Genomic DNA, 18,294 nt, shown 5'->3' with positions numbered 1-18,294 from the left:
TGAGAAATTCGAATTTTCGGCGAATGTCGTCTTCACAGTATAACCAGATTGCTTGGGGTTATATGGTCAAGTGAAGAAGCGCATACGGTGGATGCCTTGGCAGTCAGAGGCGATGAAAGACGTGGTAGCCTGCGAAAAGCTTCGGGGAGTCGGCAAACAGACTTTGATCCGGAGATGTCTGAATGGGGGAACCCAGCCATCATAAGATGGTTATCTTGTACTGAATACATAGGTGCAAGAGGCGAACCAGGGGAACTGAAACATCTAAGTACCCTGAGGAAAAGAAATCAACCGAGATTCCCTTAGTAGTGGCGAGCGAACGGGGACTAGCCCTTAAGTGGCTTTGAGATTAGCGGAACGCTCTGGAAAGTGCGGCCATAGTGGGTGATAGCCCTGTACGCGAAAATCTCTTAGTCATGAAATCGAGTAGGACGGAGCACGAGAAACTTTGTCTGAATATGGGGGGACCATCCTCCAAGGCTAAATACTACTGACTGACCGATAGTGAACTAGTACCGTGAGGGAAAGGCGAAAAGAACCCCGGAGAGGGGAGTGAAATAGATCCTGAAACCGTATGCGTACAAGCAGTGGGAGCCCACTTTGTTGGGTGACTGCGTACCTTTTGTATAATGGGTCAGCGACTTATTTTCAGTGGCGAGCTTAACCGAATAGGGGAGGCGTAGCGAAAGCGAGTCTTAATAGGGCGTCTAGTCGCTGGGAATAGACCCGAAACCGGGCGATCTATCCATGGGCAGGTTGAAGGTTGGGTAACACTAACTGGAGGACCGAACCGACTACCGTTGAAAAGTTAGCGGATGACCTGTGGATCGGAGTGAAAGGCTAATCAAGCTCGGAGATAGCTGGTTCTCCTCGAAAGCTATTTAGGTAGCGCCTCATGTATCACTGTAGGGGGTAGAGCACTGTTTCGGCTAGGGGGTCATCCCGACTTACCAAACCGATGCAAACTCCGAATACCTACAAGTGCCGAGCATGGGAGACACACGGCGGGTGCTAACGTCCGTCGTGAAAAGGGAAACAACCCAGACCGTCAGCTAAGGTCCCAAAGTTATGGTTAAGTGGGAAACGATGTGGGAAGGCTTAGACAGCTAGGAGGTTGGCTTAGAAGCAGCCACCCTTTAAAGAAAGCGTAATAGCTCACTAGTCGAGTCGGCCTGCGCGGAAGATGTAACGGGGCTCAAACCATACACCGAAGCTACGGGTATCACGTAAGTGATGCGGTAGAGGAGCGTTCTGTAAGCCTGTGAAGGTGAGTTGAGAAGCTTGCTGGAGGTATCAGAAGTGCGAATGCTGACATGAGTAACGACAATGGGTGTGAAAAACACCCACGCCGAAAGACCAAGGTTTCCTGCGCAACGTTAATCGACGCAGGGTTAGTCGGTCCCTAAGGCGAGGCTGAAAAGCGTAGTCGATGGAAAACAGGTTAATATTCCTGTACTTCTGGTTATTGCGATGGAGGGACGGAGAAGGCTAGGCCAGCTTGGCGTTGGTTGTCCAAGTTTAAGGTGGTAGGCTGGAATCTTAGGTAAATCCGGGATTCTAAGGCCGAGAGCTGATGACGAGTTAACTTTTAGTTAACGAAGTGGTTGATGCCATGCTTCCAAGAAAAGCTTCTAAGCTTCAGGTAACCAGGAACCGTACCCCAAACCGACACAGGTGGTTGGGTAGAGAATACCAAGGCGCTTGAGAGAACTCGGGTGAAGGAACTAGGCAAAATGGCACCGTAACTTCGGGAGAAGGTGCGCCGGTGAGGGTGAAGGACTTGCTCCGTAAGCTCATGCCGGTCGAAGATACCAGGCCGCTGCGACTGTTTATTAAAAACACAGCACTCTGCAAACACGAAAGTGGACGTATAGGGTGTGACGCCTGCCCGGTGCCGGAAGGTTAATTGATGGGGTTAGCTAACGCGAAGCTCTTGATCGAAGCCCCGGTAAACGGCGGCCGTAACTATAACGGTCCTAAGGTAGCGAAATTCCTTGTCGGGTAAGTTCCGACCTGCACGAATGGCGTAACGATGGCGGCGCTGTCTCCACCCGAGACTCAGTGAAATTGAAATCGCTGTGAAGATGCAGTGTATCCGCGGCTAGACGGAAAGACCCCGTGAACCTTTACTATAGCTTTGCACTGGACTTTGAATTTGCTTGTGTAGGATAGGTGGGAGGCTTTGAAGCGTGGACGCCAGTCTGCGTGGAGCCAACCTTGAAATACCACCCTGGCAACTTTGAGGTTCTAACTCAGGTCCGTTATCCGGATCGAGGACAGTGTATGGTGGGTAGTTTGACTGGGGCGGTCTCCTCCTAAAGAGTAACGGAGGAGTACGAAGGTGCGCTCAGACCGGTCGGAAATCGGTCGTAGAGTATAAAGGCAAAAGCGCGCTTGACTGCGAGACAGACACGTCGAGCAGGTACGAAAGTAGGTCTTAGTGATCCGGTGGTTCTGTATGGAAGGGCCATCGCTCAACGGATAAAAGGTACTCCGGGGATAACAGGCTGATACCGCCCAAGAGTTCATATCGACGGCGGTGTTTGGCACCTCGATGTCGGCTCATCACATCCTGGGGCTGAAGCCGGTCCCAAGGGTATGGCTGTTCGCCATTTAAAGTGGTACGCGAGCTGGGTTTAGAACGTCGTGAGACAGTTCGGTCCCTATCTGCCGTGGACGTTTGAGATTTGAGAGGGGCTGCTCCTAGTACGAGAGGACCGGAGTGGACGAACCTCTGGTGTTCCGGTTGTCACGCCAGTGGCATTGCCGGGTAGCTATGTTCGGAATAGATAACCGCTGAAAGCATCTAAGCGGGAAACTAGCCTCAAGATGAGATCTCACTGGAACCTTGAGTTCCCTGAAGGGCCGTCGAAGACTACGACGTTGATAGGTTGGGTGTGTAAGCGCTGTGAGGCGTTGAGCTAACCAATACTAATTGCCCGTGAGGCTTGACCATATAACACCCAAGCAATTTGACTACTCTAACGAGCATCAGATTGCGGTGTGTGAAGACGAAAATGAACCGAAAGTTCGACGCTCACAAGCACCGAAAGCTGTCACATACCCAATTTGCTGAAGCGAGGCATAAGCCACGACTCAGTACCCGAATTTCTTGACGACCATAGAGCATTGGAACCACCTGATCCCATCCCGAACTCAGCAGTGAAACGATGCATCGCCGATGGTAGTGTGGGGTTTCCCCATGTGAGAGTAGGTCATCGTCAAGATTAAATTCCGAAACCCCATTTGCGAAAGCAGATGGGGTTTTGTTTTGGGCGGTCGAAAAGCACAAAGGCGTCCATTTCGACGACCTTCAGTACTAAAGTCCCGCGTTTCTATGCAATGACCCTGCGCATGGCTATCATGCGTGCCTCATTGTGAGGCGATATTTGCATGCTGACGCTGTTAAAACTTCTGAAAGATGGCCGATTCCACTCGGGGGAAGCGCTTGGCGCCGCCCTGGGTGTCAGCCGCAGTGCTGTCTGGAAGCAACTCCAGCACCTGGAGGCAGAACTCAATCTGCCCATACATAAGGTGCGAGGTAAGGGGTATCAGTTGGCGTCACCGCTGGTGTTCTTGGCTGCTGAAGATATTGCGTTGAATGCGCCCTCCTTGACGTGGCCCATTTGTATCTCTGACTCCGTTGACTCCACTAATGCCGAAGCCTTGCGTCTTGTTGATGCCGGGCACTCGGCGCCGTTCCTGGTGCTTGCGGAGCAACAAACAGCCGGCCGGGGTAGGAGGGGTCGGAAGTGGGTAAGTCCATACGCACAAAATGTGTATTACAGCCTCGTATTGCGCATCGAGTCGGGACTGCGACAGTTGGAGGGGCTGAGCCTGGTTGTGGGCTTGGCGGTCATGCAGGCCTTGCGCGAGTCGGGTGTGCAGGGCGCTGCTCTGAAGTGGCCAAACGACGTTCTGGTAGGGCAGAAGAAAATTGCCGGGATTTTGCTGGAATTGGTAGGAGACCCCGCTGATATCTGCCACGTTGTCCTCGGAATAGGCATCAACGTGAATATGCAAAGGGCTGACGAGGTGGACCAGCAATGGACTTCGATACAGTTGCAGACAGGTTCTCCGGTGAATCGCAATGCGTTGGTGGCGCAGTTGGGGCTGCAACTGCAAGGCTACCTTGAGCGGCACCGGCAGGGTGGTTTTGTCGCACTCAAAGATGAGTGGGAGCAGAATCACGCCTGGCAGGGGCGGTCGGTATCTCTTATCGCGGGTGTCAGCCAAGTCGATGGCGTTGTACTGGGTGTAGACCACCAGGGGGCGCTGCGCTTAAGCGTTGATGGTGTTGAGAAAATATACAGTGGTGGTGAGTTAAGCCTGAGGTTGCGTGATGATTCTTGAGCTCGACTGTGGGAATAGCTTTATCAAGTGGCGTGTGCTTGATTTGGGTGGTACGAGTGCATCGGCGGAAGGGGTTGTCGGTTCTGATCTGGCATTGATTGACAGTCTTGTGGCGCTTCCCGGGCTGTTGCTGACGCACTGCCGATTGGTGAGCGTTCGTGCCTTGGAAGAAACAAGCAAGCTCGTTGCGGCTCTGCATGAGGCTTTCGGAATTGCCGTTTCCTGCGCTGCTCCAGCACGTGAGATGGCCGGAGTACGCAACGGCTACGAAGATTTTGAGCGTCTGGGTCTTGATCGCTGGTTGGCAATGCTGGGCGGATTCAAGCTGGCGCGCGGCGCTTGCCTGGTGCTTGATTTCGGCACGGCAGCCACGGCGGATTTTATTGCGGCGGATGGCGAGCACCTCGGCGGTTTCATTTGTCCTGGTATGCCCCTCATGCGCAACCAGCTGCGAACTCATACACGCAAGATACGCTACGACGACGCTGCGGCTGAAAGGGCGCTGGAGCGCCTATCTCCAGGTCGCACGACGGTAGAGGCGGTGGAGCGAGGTTGTACGCTTATGCTCAGAGGGTTTGTAATGACTCAGTTGGAGTTGGCTCGAAGCTACTGGGGCGATGATTTCACTGTGTTTCTCACCGGAGGAGACGCCGATTTGGTGGCAGGTGCAGTGCCGCAGGCCCGACTCGTTCCAGATCTGGTTTTTGTCGGTTTGGCGATGGCTTGTCCTTTGTCCTGAGGTGACTATGCGTTGGTTGTTTTTGCTCTTACTTGTCCTTAACGCCTTCTACTACATTTGGCATCAGCAAGAAGCGCCGTTGCGCGCCAAAGATGTCACGCCCTTAAGCCTTTATAAGGGTGGGCAGCAGGACATCCGCTTGCTCAGTGAGTCCTCTGATGCCGTGGTGCGCAGAGATCGTGCAAAAGCAGCAGAGGCGCAAAATACCTGTTTGTACATCGGTGGTTTCGCGGATCAGCGACAGGCTCAGACTGTAGAGCAGCGGCTCACAAGCCTAGATATAAAGGCCAAGCTTCAATTGCTGAATACGGCTGAAGCTTCCGGCTATTGGCTGCGCGTAGCCCCTGAAAGCCGACGCCTGGCTGAGGATCTGCCTTTTGAGAACCTTGCTAAGGAATTCAATGAGTTAAAACATAAAATAATGTTGTGCGAAGGCGTTGCATCTCTCGAATAGTTTGCATAGAATGGCGCCCGCTTCGCAGTGAAGACCTTTAAGGTCTACAGCGTGAAGCGAAGGTCAATGCAGCTAACCTCATATTTTTAAATGAGAAAATGCTTGACAGAAGGTCGGCGTAATGTAAAATGCCGGCTCGCTTAGGAGGGGTTCCCGAGCGGCCAAAGGGATCAGACTGTAAATCTGACGTCTACGACTTCGAAGGTTCGAATCCTTCCCCCTCCACCATTTTTAGCGTGAGCTGCAAGCTCCGCGGGTATAGTTTAGTGGTAGAACCTCAGCCTTCCAAGCTGATGATGCGGGTTCGATTCCCGCTACCCGCTCCAAGTTTGCAGGTTGTGCAAGGTGTTTCGCTCTTGTAGCTCAGTTGGTAGAGCACACCCTTGGTAAGGGTGAGGTCAGCGGTTCAAATCCGCTCAAGAGCTCCATATGACAAGGCAGATATGAAAATATCTGCCTTTGTTTTAACAGCTGCCTCGGCTTGTTGGTGTTGCGTCTGGCTTTATCGTCGGGTGATTTCAAGTCTAGTGGGGTTGGTTGTTGTAAAGTCTTTTTCAGGCCTGCATAATGGTCGGCCTGATTTTGTTTTAGGTCAGTAGCTCAATTGGCAGAGCGACGGTCTCCAAAACCGTAGGTTGGGGGTTCGATTCCCTCCTGACCTGCCAGATTCACGTGGTGTATCTGGCTTTCTTTTCACAGGATCTTCATAGATGACTCCTAAGGCTGAAGCTCAAAGCTCTCGTTTCGATCTGGTCAAGTGGCTCGCTGTAGTTGCCTTGGTGGTCGTAGGCGTTGTTGGCAATCAGTACTATTCTGCTTCGCCGATCCTGTACCGCGTCCTCGCTTTGCTTGCTCTTGCTGCTGTTGCTGCCTTTGTAGGCCTGCAGACTGCTAAAGGCAAGTCTTTCGCGGTCCTGGTAAAGGAAGCTCGCACCGAAATTCGTAAAGTCGTTTGGCCGACTCGCCAAGAAACCACGCAGACCACGTTGATTGTTGTGGCTGTTGTTCTGGTTATGGCGTTGCTGTTGTGGGGGCTTGATTCCCTGCTCGGCTGGCTTGTTTCCTTGATTGTTGGCTAAGGGTGTCCCGTGGCTAAGCGTTGGTACGTTGTGCATGCTTACTCGGGTTACGAGAAGCATGTTATGCGCTCTTTGCTAGAGCGCGTAAAGCTGGCAGGCATGGAAGATGGCTTCGGCGAAATTCTGGTTCCCACTGAAGAAGTGGTTGAAATGCGGAATGGCCAGAAGCGCAAAAGCGAACGCAAGTTCTTCCCTGGCTATGTGCTGGTTCAGATGGACATGAATGAAGGTACTTGGCACTTGGTCAAGGATACCCCTCGTGTTATGGGCTTTATCGGCGGTACCGCTGACAAGCCTGCTCCTATCACTGACAAAGAGGCAGAAGCGATTCTGCGTCGCGTTGCTGATGGTAGTGACAAGCCTAAGCCGAAGACGTTGTTCGAGCCGGGTGAGGTTGTTCGTGTCACGGATGGTCCGTTTGCTGATTTCAACGGTACTGTCGAAGAAGTTAACTACGAAAAGAGCCGGATCCAAGTGGCGGTGCTCATTTTCGGTCGCTCTACTCCGGTGGAGCTAGAGTTCAGTCAGGTCGAGAAGGTCTAGCTGAACAAGCATCCCAACCCCGCAGCCTTAGGCTGTGGGGTTTTGTCGTCACTGGGATAAACGCGCAAGTAACCGGGGAGCCTTTCGAGGCGTTTGAACCCGTAATTGGAGTGCCTCATGGCCAAGAAGATTACCGCTTACATCAAGCTGCAAGTGAAGGCCGCTCAGGCCAACCCTAGTCCACCTGTCGGCCCGGCTCTGGGTCAGCACGGCGTGAACATCATGGAATTCTGCAAGGCCTTCAACGCCCGTACTCAGGGTCTTGAGCCAGGTCTGCCGACTCCAGTGATCATCACTGTATACAGCGACCGTAGCTTCACCTTCGAAACCAAGTCGACCCCGGCTTCGGTTCTGTTGAAGAAAGCTGCTGGTCTGACTAGCGGTTCCGCTCGTCCTAACACCGTTAAGGTTGGCACCGTGACTCGTGCTCAGCTGGAAGAAATCGCGAAAACCAAAAACGCGGATCTGACTGCAGCTGATATGGATGCAGCCGTGCGTACCATCGCCGGTTCTGCTCGTAGCATGGGCCTTAACGTGGAGGGTGTGTAATGGCTAAGCTGACCAAGCGCCAAAAGGCTATCGCTGGCAAAATCGAAGCGGGCAAGTCCTACAGCTTTGTAGACGCTGCTGCCCTGCTGACCGAGCTGTCGACTGTCAAGTTCAGCGAGTCCGTTGACGTTGCTGTAAACCTGGGTGTTGACCCACGTAAATCCGACCAGGTCGTTCGTAGCGCAACTGTGCTGCCACACGGTACTGGCAAGACTGTACGTGTAGCTGTCTTCACTCAAGGCCCAGCAGCTGAAGCTGCTCTGGCCGCCGGCGCTGATCGCGTTGGCATGGACGACCTGGCTGCCGAAATGAAAGGTGGCGACCTGAACTATGACGTAGTTATTGCTTCCCCGGATGCAATGCGCGTTGTAGGTCAGTTGGGTCAGATCCTGGGTCCACGTGGCCTGATGCCTAACCCTAAAGTTGGCACCGTAACTCCGGACGTAGCTACCGCGGTTAAAAACGCCAAGGCTGGTCAGGTTCGTTATCGCACCGACAAAAACGGCATCATTCACACCTCCGTTGGCAAAGTCGGCTTTGATGCCGTCAAGCTGAAGGAAAACGTTGAAGCCCTGATCGCTGATCTGAAGCGTATCAAGCCAGCTTCCTCGAAAGGTATCTACGTCAAGCGCGTTACCCTGAGCACCACTATGGGCCCAGGTCTGGTCATCGACCAAGGCTCGCTGGACGTATAAGACACAGATTGGCGCGAGAGATCGCGTCAATTGAAAAAATTGGGGTCCCTGCCTGGCGGGGGCTATCCAAGACCGTAGGCGACGCGAGTCTTAAACCACAAGCCTACGCAGATGGTGCTCCCGGTTCCTTACCGAATCAGACACCAAAACGACATCCGGCTCCGGCCAGATGAAACGGTAACAAGCAGGAGTTAAACCCGTGGCAATTAATCTCGAAGACAAGAAGGCCATCGTCGCTGAAGTCAACGAGGCTGCCAAAGCTGCTCTGTCCGCTGTCGTGGCTGATGCCCGTGGTGTGACAGTAGGCGCTATGACCGGACTCCGTAAAGAGGCTCGTGAAGCTGGCGTATACGTACGTGTTGTACGTAACACCCTGCTCAAGCGCGCTGTTGCTGACACTGAATACAGTGTCCTCAACGACGTGTTCACCGGCCCGACCCTGATTGCGTTCTCCACCGACCATCCTGGCGCTGCTGCCCGTTTGTTCAAAGAGTTCGCCAAGGGTCAGGACAAGTTCGAGATCAAGGCAGCTGCGTTCGAGGGCAAGTTCCTCGCAGCTAACCAAATCGACGTACTGGCAACACTGCCGACCCGTAACGAAGCTATTTCGCAGCTGATGAGCGTGATTCAAGGCGCTACCAGCAAGCTGGCTCGTACTCTGGCCGCAGTTCGCGAGCAAAAAGAAGCTGCCGCAGCCTAAGGCTGAGCAACTTCTCTCGCGGTTTTTTGTTTATTTCGATGGCCGAGTAGGCCGTCCCCCAATTCAGGAAATACAGCAATGTCTATCTCCCAAGACGATATCCTCAACGCCGTAGCTGAAATGTCGGTTCTGCAGGTTGTTGAGCTGATCAAAGCTTTCGAAGAAAAATTCGGCGTTTCCGCTGCCGCTGCTTCCGCTGGCCCAGCTGTTGCTGCTGTTGCTGCTGAAGAGCAAACCGAATTCAACGTCATGCTGCTGGAAGCTGGCGAGAAGAAAGTGAACGTGATCAAGGCAGTACGTGAACTGACCGGTCTGGGCCTGAAAGAAGCCAAGGCTGTAGTTGACGGCGCTCCTGCCCAGGTTCTGGAAGCAGTGTCGAAAGACGCAGCTGACAAAGCCAAAGCAGCACTGGAAGAAGCAGGCGCTAAAGTCGAGCTGAAGTAAGCATCGACCTTGCGTCTCCAGCCCAAGCGTTAAGCTGAAGGCTGATGGCTGGTGGCTCTTGCCACCGGCCTTTTTCCGTTCTTGGCTGTCGACTCGGTCGCCGCCATTAACGCGCTGTAGCCACCCGATGCGGTGGTGCAAACCATGGGGTTTGCGAGATTTTCTGGCTGCTCCCGTCGGGAGGGCCAAACAAGCAGGTGACCAAGCTGGGGAACGCTGATGGCTTACTCATATACTGAGAAAAAACGTATCCGCAAGGACTTTAGCAAGTTGCCGGACGTCATGGATGTCCCGTACCTTCTGGCTATCCAGCTGGATTCGTATCGTGAATTCTTGCAGGCGGGAGCGACCAAAGATCAGTTCCGCGACGTGGGCCTGCATGCGGCCTTCAAATCCGTTTTCCCGATCATCAGCTACTCCGGCAATGCTGCGCTGGAGTACGTCGGTTATCGCCTGGGCGAACCGGCATTTGATGTCAAAGAATGCGTGTTGCGCGGTGTTACTTACGCCGTACCTTTGCGGGTAAAAGTGCGCCTGATCATTTTCGACAAAGAATCGTCGAACAAAGCGATCAAGGACATCAAAGAGCAAGAAGTCTACATGGGCGAAATCCCATTGATGACTGAGAACGGTACCTTCGTTATCAACGGTACCGAGCGTGTGATCGTTTCCCAGCTGCACCGTTCCCCGGGCGTGTTCTTCGACCACGACCGCGGCAAGACGCACAGCTCCGGCAAGCTCCTGTACTCCGCGCGGATCATTCCGTACCGCGGTTCGTGGTTGGACTTCGAGTTCGACCCGAAAGACTGCGTGTTCGTGCGTATCGACCGTCGTCGCAAGCTGCCTGCCTCGGTACTGCTGCGCGCGCTCGGCTACACCACTGAGCAAGTGCTGGACGCTTTCTATACCACCAACGTGTTCAGCCTGAAGGATGAAACCCTCAAGCTGGAGCTGATCGCTTCGCGTCTGCGTGGTGAAATTGCCGTCCTGGACATCCAGGATGAAAAAGGCAAGGTCATTGTTGAAGCTGGCCGCCGTATCACTGCGCGCCACATCAACCAGATCGAAAAAGCCGGTATCAAAGAGCTGGAAGTGCCTCTGGACTACGTCCTGGGTCGTACTACCGCCAAGGTCATCGTTCACCCGGCTACAGGCGAAATCCTGGCTGAGTGCAACACCGAGCTGAACACCGAGATCCTGGCCAAAATCGCCAAGGCTCAGGTCGTTCGCATCGAGACCCTGTACACCAACGACATCGACTGCGGTCCGTTCATCTCCGACACACTGAAGATCGACTCCACCAGCAACCAATTGGAAGCGCTGGTCGAGATCTATCGCATGATGCGTCCTGGTGAACCACCAACCAAAGACGCTGCCGAGACCCTGTTCAACAACCTGTTCTTCAGTCCTGAGCGCTATGACCTGTCTGCGGTCGGCCGGATGAAGTTCAACCGTCGTATCGGTCGTACCGAAATCGAAGGTTCGGGCGTGCTGTGCAAGGAAGACATCGTCGCGGTACTGAAGACCCTGGTCGACATCCGTAACGGTAAAGGCATCGTCGATGACATCGACCACCTGGGTAACCGTCGTGTTCGCTGTGTAGGCGAAATGGCCGAAAACCAGTTCCGCGTTGGCCTGGTACGTGTTGAGCGTGCGGTCAAAGAGCGTCTGTCGATGGCTGAAAGCGAAGGCCTGATGCCGCAAGACCTGATCAACGCCAAGCCAGTGGCTGCAGCGGTGAAAGAGTTCTTCGGTTCCAGCCAGCTCTCGCAGTTCATGGACCAGAACAACCCGCTCTCCGAGATCACCCACAAGCGCCGTGTTTCTGCACTGGGCCCGGGCGGTCTGACCCGTGAGCGTGCTGGCTTTGAAGTGCGTGACGTACACCCGACGCACTACGGTCGTGTTTGCCCGATCGAAACGCCGGAAGGTCCGAACATCGGTCTGATCAACTCCCTGGCTGCTTATGCGCGCACCAACCAGTACGGCTTCCTCGAGAGCCCGTACCGCGTGGTGAAAGACGCTCTGGTCACCGACGAGATCGTGTTCCTGTCCGCCATCGAAGAAGCTGATCACGTGATCGCTCAGGCTTCGGCCACGATGAACGACAAGAAAGTCCTGATCGACGAGCTGGTAGCTGTTCGTCACTTGAACGAGTTCACCGTCAAGGCGCCGGAAGACGTCACCTTGATGGACGTTTCGCCGAAGCAGGTAGTTTCGGTTGCAGCGTCGCTGATCCCGTTCCTGGAGCACGATGACGCCAACCGTGCGTTGATGGGTTCCAACATGCAGCGTCAAGCTGTACCGACCCTGCGCGCTGACAAGCCGCTGGTAGGTACCGGCATGGAGCGTAACGTAGCCCGTGACTCCGGCGTTTGCGTCGTGGCTCGTCGTGGCGGCGTGATCGACTCTGTTGATGCCAGCCGTATTGTGGTTCGTGTTGCCGATGACGAAGTTGAAACTGGCGAAGCCGGTGTCGACATCTACAACCTGACCAAATACACCCGCTCGAACCAGAACACCTGCATCAACCAGCGTCCGCTGGTGAGCAAGGGTGATCGCGTTCAGCGTAGCGACATCATGGCCGACGGCCCGTCCACCGATATGGGTGAACTGGCACTGGGTCAGAACATGCGCATCGCATTCATGGCATGGAACGGCTTCAACTTCGAAGACTCCATCTGCCTGTCCGAGCGTGTTGTTCAAGAAGACCGTTTTACCACGATCCACATTCAGGAACTGACCTGTGTGGCCCGTGACACCAAGCTTGGGCCAGAGGAAATCACTGCAGACATCCCCAACGTGGGTGAAGCTGCACTGAACAAACTGGACGAAGCCGGTATTGTTTACGTAGGTGCTGAAGTAGGCGCAGGCGACATCCTGGTCGGTAAGGTCACTCCGAAAGGCGAGACCCAACTGACTCCGGAAGAGAAGCTGTTGCGCGCCATCTTCGGTGAAAAAGCCAGCGACGTTAAAGACACCTCCCTGCGTGTACCTACCGGTACCAAAGGTACTGTCATCGACGTACAGGTCTTCACCCGTGACGGCGTCGAGCGTGATGCTCGAGCACTGTCCATCGAGAAGACCCAGCTCGACGAGATCCGCAAGGACCTGAACGAAGAGTTCCGTATCGTTGAAGGCGCGACCTTCGAACGTCTGCGCTCCGCCCTGGTAGGCCACAAGGCTGAAGGCGGCGCAGGTCTGAAGAAAGGTCAGGACATCACCGACGAAATCCTCGACGGTCTTGAGCACGGCCAGTGGTTCAAACTGCGCATGGCTGAAGACGCTCTGAACGAGCAGCTCGAGAAGGCCCAGGCCTACATCGTTGATCGCCGCCGTCTGCTGGACGACAAGTTCGAAGACAAGAAGCGCAAACTGCAGCAGGGCGATGACCTGGCTCCAGGCGTGCTGAAAATCGTCAAGGTTTACCTGGCAATCCGTCGCCGCATCCAGCCGGGCGACAAGATGGCCGGTCGTCACGGTAACAAAGGTGTGGTCTCCGTGATCATGCCGGTTGAAGACATGCCGCACGATGCCAATGGCACCCCGGTCGACGTCGTCCTCAACCCGTTGGGCGTACCTTCGCGTATGAACGTTGGTCAGATCCTTGAAACCCACCTGGGCCTCGCGGCCAAAGGTCTGGGCGAGAAGATCAACCGTATGATCGAAGAGCAGCGCAAGGTCGCAGACCTGCGTAAGTTCCTGCACGAGATCTACAACGAGATCGGCGGTCGCAACGAAGAGCTGGACACCTTCTCCGACCAGGAAATCCTGGATCTGGCGAAGAACCTGCGCGGCGGTGTTCCAATGGCTACCCCGGTGTTCGACGGTGCCAAGGAAAGCGAAATCAAGGCCATGCTGAAACTGGCAGACCTGCCAGAAAGCGGCCAGATGCAGCTGTTCGACGGCCGTACCGGCAACAAGTTCGAGCGCCCGGTTACTGTTGGCTACATGTACATGCTGAAGCTGAACCACTTGGTAGACGACAAGATGCACGCTCGTTCTACCGGTTCGTACAGCCTCGTTACCCAGCAGCCGCTGGGTGGTAAGGCTCAGTTCGGTGGTCAGCGTTTCGGGGAGATGGAGGTCTGGGCACTGGAAGCATACGGTGCTGCTTACACTCTGCAAGAAATGCTCACAGTGAAGTCGGACGATGTGAACGGTCGGACCAAGATGTACAAAAACATCGTGGACGGCGATCACCGTATGGAGCCGGGCATGCCCGAGTCCTTCAACGTGTTGATCAAAGAAATTCGTTCCCTCGGCATCGATATCGATCTGGAAACCGAATAACACGTGACGCGAATCGAGAGCGGGGCCGTTTAGCCCGCTCTCTGCTCCGCCAGGAGGAAAGGCCTTGAAAGACCTACTGAATTTGCTGAAAAACCAGGGTCAAGTCGAAGAGTTCGACGCCATCCGTATTGGATTGGCATCGCCTGAGATGATCCGTTCGTGGTCGTTCGGTGAAGTTAAAAAGCCGGAAACCATCAACTACCGTACGTTCAAACCTGAGCGTGACGGCCTGTTCTGCGCCAAGATCTTTGGCCCGGTTAAGGATTACGAGTGCCTGTGCGGTAAGTACAAGCGCTTGAAGCATCGTGGTGTGATCTGCGAGAAGTGCGGCGTTGAAGTTGCACTGGCTAAAGTTCGTCGTGAGCGTATGGCGCACATCGAACTGGCTTCGCCGGTTGCTCACATCTGGTTCCTGAAATCGCTGCCGTCCCGTATCGGCTTGCTGATGGACATGACCCTGCGTGATATCGAACGCGTTCTCTACTTCGAGAGCTATGTCGTTATCGATCCAGGCATGACCACCCTTGAAAAAGGTCAGTTGCTGAACGACGAGCAGTACTTCGAAGCGCTGGAAGAATTCGGTGACGATTTCGATGCCCGCATGGGTGCCGAAGCTGTCCGCGAACTGCTGCACGCTATCGACCTGGAACACGAGATTGGCCGCCTGCGTGAAGAAATTCCGCAAACCAACTCCGAAACCAAGATCAAGAAACTGTCCAAGCGTCTGAAGTTGATGGAAGCCTTCCAGGGTTCCGGCAACTTGCCAGAGTGGATGGTACTGACCGTTCTGCCGGTTCTGCCGCCAGACCTGCGTCCGCTGGTACCGTTGGACGGTGGTCGTTTCGCGACGTCCGACCTCAACGACCTGTACCGCCGCGTGATCAACCGTAACAACCGCTTGAAGCGCCTGCTTGATCTGTCCGCTCCGGACATCATCGTGCGCAACGAAAAGCGTATGTTGCAAGAAGCTGTCGATGCCCTGCTCGACAACGGTCGTCGTGGCCGCGCTATCACCGGTTCGAACAAGCGTCCTCTGAAATCCTTGGCTGACATGATCAAGGGTAAGCAAGGTCGTTTCCGTCAGAACTTGCTCGGTAAGCGTGTTGACTACTCCGGTCGTTCGGTAATTACCGTAGGCCCGACCCTGCGTCTGCACCAGTGCGGTCTGCCTAAGAAGATGGCACTTGAGCTGTTCAAGCCATTCATCTTCGGCAAGCTGGAAATGCGCGGTCTCGCGACCACCATCAAAGCGGCCAAGAAAATGGTCGAGCGCGAACTGCCTGAGGTTTGGGACGTTCTCGCTGAAGTGATCCGCGAACACCCGGTTCTCCTCAACCGTGCACCGACCCTTCACCGTCTGGGGATCCAGGCGTTTGAACCGGTACTGATCGAAGGTAAGGCTATCCAGCTGCACCCTCTGGTTTGTGCTGCGTACAACGCCGACTTCGACGGCGACCAAATGGCCGTGCACGTACCGCTGACACTGGAAGCCCAGTTGGAAGCGCGTGCGTTGATGATGTCGACCAACAACATCCTGTCGCCAGCCAACGGTGAGCCAATCATCGTTCCGTCGCAGGACGTTGTACTGGGTCTGTACTACATGACCCGTGAAGCGATCAACGCCAAAGGCGAAGGTCGTGTGTTCGCTGACCTGCAAGAAGTTGACCGTGTGTTCCGTGCCGGCGAAGCCGCACTGCACGCCAAGGTCAAAGTGCGGATCAACGAAACCGTCAACGACCGTGACGGCGGCAGCGTGAGCAACACTCGTATCGTCGACACCACTGTCGGCCGTGCGCTGTTGTACCAGGTTGTGCCAAAAGGTCTGTCGTACGACGTCGTCAACCTGCCGATGAAGAAAAAGGCGATCTCCAAGCTGATCAACCAGTGCTACCGCGTGGTTGGTTTGAAAGAGACCGTGATCTTCGCTGACCAGTTGATGTACACCGGTTTTGCTTATTCGACCATCTCCGGCGTTTCCATCGGTGTTAACGACTTCGTTATCCCGGATGAAAAAGCTCGCATCATCGCGGCTGCAACCGATGAAGTGAAAGAGATCGAAAGCCAGTACGCCTCCGGCCTGGTAACCCAGGGCGAGAAGTACAACAAGGTAATCGACCTCTGGTCGAAGGCGAACGACGAAGTTTCCAAGGCGATGATGGCCAACCTCTCGAAAGAGAAAGTCATCGACCGTCACGGCGACGAAGTTGACCAAGAGTCCTTCAACTCGATGTACATGATGGCTGACTCGGGCGCACGGGGTTCTGCTGCGCAGATCCGTCAGCTCGCCGGTATGCGTGGCTTGATGGCCAAGCCGGACGGCTCCATCATCGAAACGCCGATTACTGCGAACTTCCGTGAAGGTTTGAGCGTACTCCAGTACTTCATCTCGACTCACGGTGCTCGTAAGGGTCTTGCGGATACCGCGTTGAAAACTGCTAACTCCGGTTACCTGACTCGTCGTCTGGTAGACGTTGCACAAGATCTGGTTGTAACCGAGATCGATTGCGGCACCGAGCATGGCCTGCTGATGACACCGCACATTGAAGGCGGTGACGTTGTAGAGCCGCTGGGTGAGCGCGTATTGGGTCGTGTTATTGCCCGTGACGTATTCAAGCCAGGTACCGAGGAAGTTATTGTTCCTGCCGGCACCCTGGTAGACGAGAAGTGGGTCGAGTTCATCGAGCTCAACAGCATCGACGAAGTGATCGTTCGCTCGCCGATCAGCTGCGAAACCCGCTACGGCATCTGTGCCAAGTGCTACGGCCGTGACTTGGCTCGTGGTCACCAGGTGAACATCGGTGAAGCGGTCGGCGTTATCGCTGCCCAGTCCATCGGTGAGCCGGGTACCCAGCTGACCATGCGTACGTTCCACATCGGTGGTGCGGCAAGCCGGACCTCCGCAGCCGACAGCGTTCAGGTGAAGAATGGCGGTACCGTCCGTCTGCACAACCTGAAACACGTTGAGCGAGTGGATGGCCACCTGGTTGCTGTGTCCCGTTCCGGTGAGCTGGCAATCGCTGATGACTACGGTCGTGAGCGCGAGCGTTACAAGCTGCCGTACGGTGCTGTGATTTCGGTTAAAGAAGGTGACAAGGTCGACGCTGGCGCAATCGTGGCCAAGTGGGATCCGCACACTCACCCAATCGTTACCGAAATGAAAGGTACCGTGACCTACGTGGGCATGGAAGAAGGCATCACGATCAAGCGTCAGACTGACGAATTGACCGGTATGACCAACATTGAAGTACTCGACGCGAAAGATCGTCCAGCTGCCGGTAAAGACATCCGTCCTGCCGTGAAGATGGTCGATGACAACGGCAAGGACTTGTTGCTGCCAGGCACTGACGTAATCGCTCAGTACTTCCTGCCAGCCAACGCCCTGGTCGGTGTAGCGGATGGTGCGAAGATCGCGATCGGTGATGTTATCGCGCGTATCCCGCAAGAGACTTCGAAAACTCGAGACATCACCGGTGGTCTGCCGCGTGTTGCCGACTTGTTCGAAGCGCGTCGTCCGAAAGAAGCGTCGATTCTGGCTGAAGTCAGCGGCACCATCGCGTTCGGTAAAGAGACCAAGGGCAAGCGCCGTCTGGTCATTACTCCGAACGACGGTACCGATCCGTACGAAGAGCTGATTCCGAAGTGGCGTCACCTGAACGTCTTCGAAGGCGAACAGGTAAACCGCGGCGAAGTTATCTCCGACGGCCCGAGCGATCCACACGACATCCTGCGTCTGCTGGGTGTGAGTGCGCTGGCCAAGTACATCGTTAACGAGATCCAGGACGTTTACCGCCTGCAGGGCGTGAAGATCAACGATAAGCACATCGAGACCATCCTGCGTCAGATGCTGCGTAAAGTTGAGATCGCTGAATCCGGCGATTCCAGTTTCATCAAGGGCGACCAGATGGAACTGACTCACGTACTGGTAGAGAATGAGCGTCTGGGCGCGGAAGACAAGTTTGTCTCCAAGTTCACTCGCGTGCTGCTGGGTATCACCAAGGCGTCGTTGTCCACTGAGTCGTTCATCTCGGCGGCCTCCTTCCAGGAGACCACTCGTGTACTGACCGAAGCAGCGGTAACCGGCAAGCGCGATTACCTGCGCGGCCTGAAAGAGAACGTGGTTGTGGGTCGTCTGATCCCGGCCGGTACCGGTTTGGCTTACCACAGCGAGCGTAAGCGTCGCCGTGATGCTGACAAGCCGCTGCGCGTAAGCGCCAGTGAAGTGGAAGCTGCACTGACCGAAGCGCTGAACTCTAGCGGTAACTGAGTTCTGCACTAGATAAGTCTGGGCCCCGGCAGCCCCACTCGTCGGATCGAGGCATTTTTGCCCCGGTTCGGGGAGTGGGGATGTCGGGGCCTTGCCTTGACTGGGGGCAAGATCCTCTTTAGACTCTTGTACCCCTAAATTTGGCGGGAATTCGTTCCTGCCATTTTGCTTTTCTTGCAAG

At 54.9% G+C, this 18,294-nt stretch carries 11 protein-coding genes, 4 tRNA genes and 2 rRNA genes; all 17 read left to right on the top strand.

Annotated elements, in window-relative coordinates; genetic code table 11:
• Positions 1-64: 64 nt before the first annotated feature.
• The 17 genes from U367_RS0118735 (at position 65) to rpoC (ending at position 18,113) form a co-directional block, all read left to right on the top strand.
• A 23S ribosomal RNA gene (locus U367_RS0118735) occupies positions 65-2,956 on the top strand.
• Positions 2,957-3,111: 155 nt separating this feature from the next.
• Positions 3,112-3,227, top strand: a 5S ribosomal RNA gene (gene rrf / locus U367_RS0118730).
• Between the two features lie 166 nt (positions 3,228-3,393).
• Positions 3,394-4,353 carry a bifunctional biotin--[acetyl-CoA-carboxylase] ligase/biotin operon repressor BirA gene (birA, locus tag U367_RS0118725; protein ID WP_028618137.1) on the top strand — a complete coding sequence of 320 codons (960 nt, stop codon included), beginning with the start codon at positions 3,394-3,396 and terminating at the stop codon, positions 4,351-4,353.
• The gene (locus U367_RS0118720) at positions 4,343-5,092 is read left to right on the top strand and encodes a pantothenate kinase (RefSeq protein ID WP_028618136.1); all 750 of its coding nucleotides are present in this window, start codon (positions 4,343-4,345) and stop codon (positions 5,090-5,092) included. Before birA ends, U367_RS0118720 begins: the two co-directional genes overlap by 11 nt.
• Before the next feature lie 7 nt (positions 5,093-5,099).
• On the top strand, positions 5,100-5,546 hold the full coding sequence (locus tag U367_RS0118715; protein ID WP_028618135.1) for a hypothetical protein: 447 nt from the start codon (positions 5,100-5,102) through the stop codon (positions 5,544-5,546).
• Positions 5,547-5,689: 143 nt separating this feature from the next.
• Positions 5,690-5,774, top strand: a tRNA-Tyr gene (locus U367_RS0118710).
• A gap of 24 nt (positions 5,775-5,798) precedes the next feature.
• Positions 5,799-5,872: transfer RNA gene (locus tag U367_RS0118705), tRNA-Gly, on the top strand.
• A gap of 26 nt (positions 5,873-5,898) precedes the next feature.
• A tRNA-Thr gene (locus U367_RS0118700) sits at positions 5,899-5,974 on the top strand.
• A gap of 161 nt (positions 5,975-6,135) precedes the next feature.
• A tRNA-Trp gene (locus tag U367_RS0118695) sits at positions 6,136-6,211 on the top strand.
• Positions 6,212-6,256: 45 nt separating this feature from the next.
• Positions 6,257-6,625: a preprotein translocase subunit SecE gene (secE, locus tag U367_RS0118690; protein ID WP_003194658.1), complete on the top strand. Its 369-nt coding sequence runs from the start codon at positions 6,257-6,259 to the stop codon at positions 6,623-6,625.
• A gap of 9 nt (positions 6,626-6,634) precedes the next feature.
• Entirely contained in the window at positions 6,635-7,168 is a 534-nt protein-coding gene (gene nusG, locus U367_RS0118685; protein WP_003176436.1) for a transcription termination/antitermination protein NusG, read from the top strand.
• A 117-nt stretch (positions 7,169-7,285) separates the two neighbouring features.
• Positions 7,286-7,717 (top strand): 50S ribosomal protein L11, encoded by a 432-nt coding sequence (rplK, locus tag U367_RS0118680; protein WP_003176435.1) that lies wholly within the window; start codon positions 7,286-7,288, stop codon positions 7,715-7,717.
• On the top strand, positions 7,717-8,412 hold the full coding sequence (gene rplA, locus U367_RS0118675) for a 50S ribosomal protein L1 (protein ID WP_028618134.1): 696 nt from the start codon (positions 7,717-7,719) through the stop codon (positions 8,410-8,412). The genes rplK and rplA overlap by 1 nt, the downstream gene beginning before the upstream one ends.
• Positions 8,413-8,611: 199 nt before the next feature.
• The gene (gene rplJ / locus U367_RS0118670; protein WP_016977599.1) at positions 8,612-9,112 is read left to right on the top strand and encodes a 50S ribosomal protein L10; all 501 of its coding nucleotides are present in this window, start codon (positions 8,612-8,614) and stop codon (positions 9,110-9,112) included.
• A gap of 78 nt (positions 9,113-9,190) precedes the next feature.
• The gene (gene rplL, locus U367_RS0118665) at positions 9,191-9,556 is read left to right on the top strand and encodes a 50S ribosomal protein L7/L12 (RefSeq protein ID WP_028618133.1); all 366 of its coding nucleotides are present in this window, start codon (positions 9,191-9,193) and stop codon (positions 9,554-9,556) included.
• Between the two features lie 219 nt (positions 9,557-9,775).
• The gene (rpoB, locus tag U367_RS0118660) at positions 9,776-13,849 is read left to right on the top strand and encodes a DNA-directed RNA polymerase subunit beta (RefSeq protein WP_019819139.1); all 4,074 of its coding nucleotides are present in this window, start codon (positions 9,776-9,778) and stop codon (positions 13,847-13,849) included.
• Between the two features lie 64 nt (positions 13,850-13,913).
• The gene (gene rpoC, locus U367_RS0118655; RefSeq protein ID WP_028618132.1) at positions 13,914-18,113 is read left to right on the top strand and encodes a DNA-directed RNA polymerase subunit beta'; all 4,200 of its coding nucleotides are present in this window, start codon (positions 13,914-13,916) and stop codon (positions 18,111-18,113) included.
• Positions 18,114-18,294 lie beyond the last annotated feature (181 nt).

This window comes from Pseudomonas canadensis (genome assembly GCF_000503215.1).
Taxonomy (GTDB): Bacteria; Pseudomonadota; Gammaproteobacteria; order Pseudomonadales; family Pseudomonadaceae; genus Aquipseudomonas; species Aquipseudomonas canadensis.
This window is presented reverse-complemented; position numbering and strand designations above follow the sequence as displayed.

Coding starts and splice junctions, on each gene's coding strand:
- U367_RS0118715 (WP_028618135.1), top strand. CDS start 5,100: ATGCGTTGGTTGTTTTTGCTCTTACTTGTCCTTAACGCCTTCTACTAC.
- birA (WP_028618137.1), top strand. CDS start 3,394: ATGCTGACGCTGTTAAAACTTCTGAAAGATGGCCGATTCCACTCGGGG.
- rpoB (WP_019819139.1), top strand. CDS start 9,776: ATGGCTTACTCATATACTGAGAAAAAACGTATCCGCAAGGACTTTAGC.
- rplK (WP_003176435.1), top strand. CDS start 7,286: ATGGCCAAGAAGATTACCGCTTACATCAAGCTGCAAGTGAAGGCCGCT.
- rplA (WP_028618134.1), top strand. CDS start 7,717: ATGGCTAAGCTGACCAAGCGCCAAAAGGCTATCGCTGGCAAAATCGAA.
- U367_RS0118720 (WP_028618136.1), top strand. CDS start 4,343: ATGATTCTTGAGCTCGACTGTGGGAATAGCTTTATCAAGTGGCGTGTG.
- secE (WP_003194658.1), top strand. CDS start 6,257: ATGACTCCTAAGGCTGAAGCTCAAAGCTCTCGTTTCGATCTGGTCAAG.
- rplL (WP_028618133.1), top strand. CDS start 9,191: ATGTCTATCTCCCAAGACGATATCCTCAACGCCGTAGCTGAAATGTCG.